This is a genomic window from Alcanivorax sp. HI0044 (assembly GCF_001634945.1).
This window is the reverse complement of sequence record NZ_LWEZ01001524.1, coordinates 1-1910: the sequence shown is the minus strand read 5'-3', so window position 1 is coordinate 1910 and position 1910 is coordinate 1. Positions and strand designations below refer to the sequence as shown.

The 1910-nt window shown below is 56.5% G+C and carries 3 protein-coding genes and 1 pseudogene; all 4 read right to left on the bottom strand.

Annotated elements, in window-relative coordinates; all coding sequences use genetic code 11:
* A pseudogene (locus A3730_RS22940) lies at nucleotides 1-576 on the bottom strand (DNA-directed RNA polymerase subunit alpha); the annotation flags it as partial.
* A gap of 20 nt (nucleotides 577-596) precedes the next feature.
* Nucleotides 597-1229, bottom strand: coding sequence for a 30S ribosomal protein S4 (gene rpsD / locus A3730_RS22935; RefSeq protein ID WP_007148340.1), 633 nt, complete (start codon nucleotides 1227-1229; stop codon nucleotides 597-599).
* Between the two features lie 16 nt (nucleotides 1230-1245).
* Nucleotides 1246-1644: a 30S ribosomal protein S11 gene (rpsK, locus tag A3730_RS22930; RefSeq protein ID WP_011587706.1), complete on the bottom strand. Its 399-nt coding sequence runs from the start codon at nucleotides 1642-1644 to the stop codon at nucleotides 1246-1248.
* A gap of 36 nt (nucleotides 1645-1680) precedes the next feature.
* The coding region (gene rpsM, locus A3730_RS22925; protein WP_156501314.1) for a 30S ribosomal protein S13 at nucleotides 1681-1910 on the bottom strand (230 nt) is incomplete at its 5' end.

Sequence of the window (1910 nt, the reverse complement as noted above, 5' to 3'; positions counted from 1 at the left end):
CTGCTCAACACGGGCCGCTTCAACCACGTAGGCCACGCGACGAACCGGGCTGTAGCTGGCATCCAGCTGCAGACGGCCAATACCACGAGTCTCGTCATCTTCAGACTGACGGGAATCCGCAGCAACATAGCCACGCCCTTTCTGAACCTTCAGCTTCACACGCAGTTCGGTGTCGCCGGTGATGGTGCAGATCAGGTGATCCGGATTGACAATCTCAACGCTGTGATCGCGCTGGATGTCATTCGCGGTTACAGCGCCCGGGCCTTTTTTGACCAGCTCGAGGGTCGCTTCTTCGCGATCTTCCATCTGCAGGGCAACGCCCTTCAGGTTCAGAAGGATGTTGATCACATCTTCCTGGACCCCTTCGATAGAAGAGTATTCATGCTGCACACCGTCGATCTCCACTTCGGTGATCGCACAGCCGGGCATGCTGGAGATCAGGATGCGGCGCAGCGCAGTCCCCAGAGTGTGGCCAAAACCACGCTCCAGCGGTTCCAGAACCACTTTGGCGTGGGTCTGGTTGATCGCGTTGACCGCGATCGAGCGGGGCGTGAGAAAGTCGTTCACGGCGGTCATAGAGATCCCTCAGGCAGTCCTTACTTGGAGTACAGCTCGACGATCAGATTTTCGTTGATCTCGGCAGGCAGGTCGATACGCTCAGGCTTCGCCTTGTAGGTACCTTCCAGCTTCTTGTCATCAACTTCAATCCACGGCATAAAGCCGCGCTGCTGAGCGAGCTCCATGGCGTTCTTCACGCGCAGCTGGTTCTTGGACTTCTCGCGAACATTGATCTGGTCGCCAGGCTTCACCTGGTAAGACGCAACATTCACAGACTGGCCGTTAACCAGAATGGCACGGTGGCTAACCAGCTGACGCGCTTCGGAACGGGTAGAACCAAAGCCCATGCGGTAAACCACGTTATCCAGACGACCTTCCAGCAGCTGCAGCAGGACTTCGCCTGTTGCGCCCTTGGAAGCGGCCGCTTTCTTGTAGTAGCTACGGAACTGCTTTTCCAGCACACCATAGGTACGACGAACTTTCTGCTTCTCGCGCAGCTGAACACCGTAGTCGGACAGCCGTGCCGGGCGACGCCCGCTTGCACCAGCAGCCTGGCCAGGAGCCTGCTCAGCTTTACACTTGGATTCCAGAGGGCGGATACCGCTCTTCAGGAACAGATCAGTGCCTTCTCGACGGGAAAGCTTGCACTTGGGACCGATGTATCTTGCCATCTTGCTCTAACTCCCGTTACACGCGACGCTTTTTAGGCGGACGGCAACCGTTATGGGGAATCGGCGTTACGTCCTCAATATGGGTGATCTTGTATCCACAGCCGTTCAGGGCGCGAATAGAAGATTCACGACCCGGACCGGGGCCTTTCACCCGCACTTCAAGATTTTTCAGACCGTAGTCCTTCGCAGCATTACCCGCGTTTTCAGCCGCCACCTGGGCAGCAAACGGGGTGCTTTTACGGGAACCACGGAAACCAGCACCACCGGAGGTCGCCCAGGACAACGCATTGCCCTGACGATCAGTGATGGTGATGATGGTGTTGTTGAAGGAAGCGTGCACGTGCGCAATACCGTCCGCAACGGTGCGCGTTACCTTCTTACGACGTGCGCCACTATCTTTCTTTGACTTAGCCATAATGCCTATCCAAATCCAGCCGCTGTCTAATTCAGCTTATTTGCGAATCGGTTTACGCGGACCTTTACGGGTGCGCGCATTGGTCTTGGTACGCTGACCGCGAAGCGGCAAGCCGCGACGATGGCGAATACCACGGTAGCAACCGAGGTCCATCAGACGCTTAATGTTCATGTTGATTTCCCGGCGCAGGTCACCTTCGGTAGAGAACTTGGCAACTTCACCACGAATGGCATCAAGTTGCTCACCGGTCAGCTCGCGAACTTTCG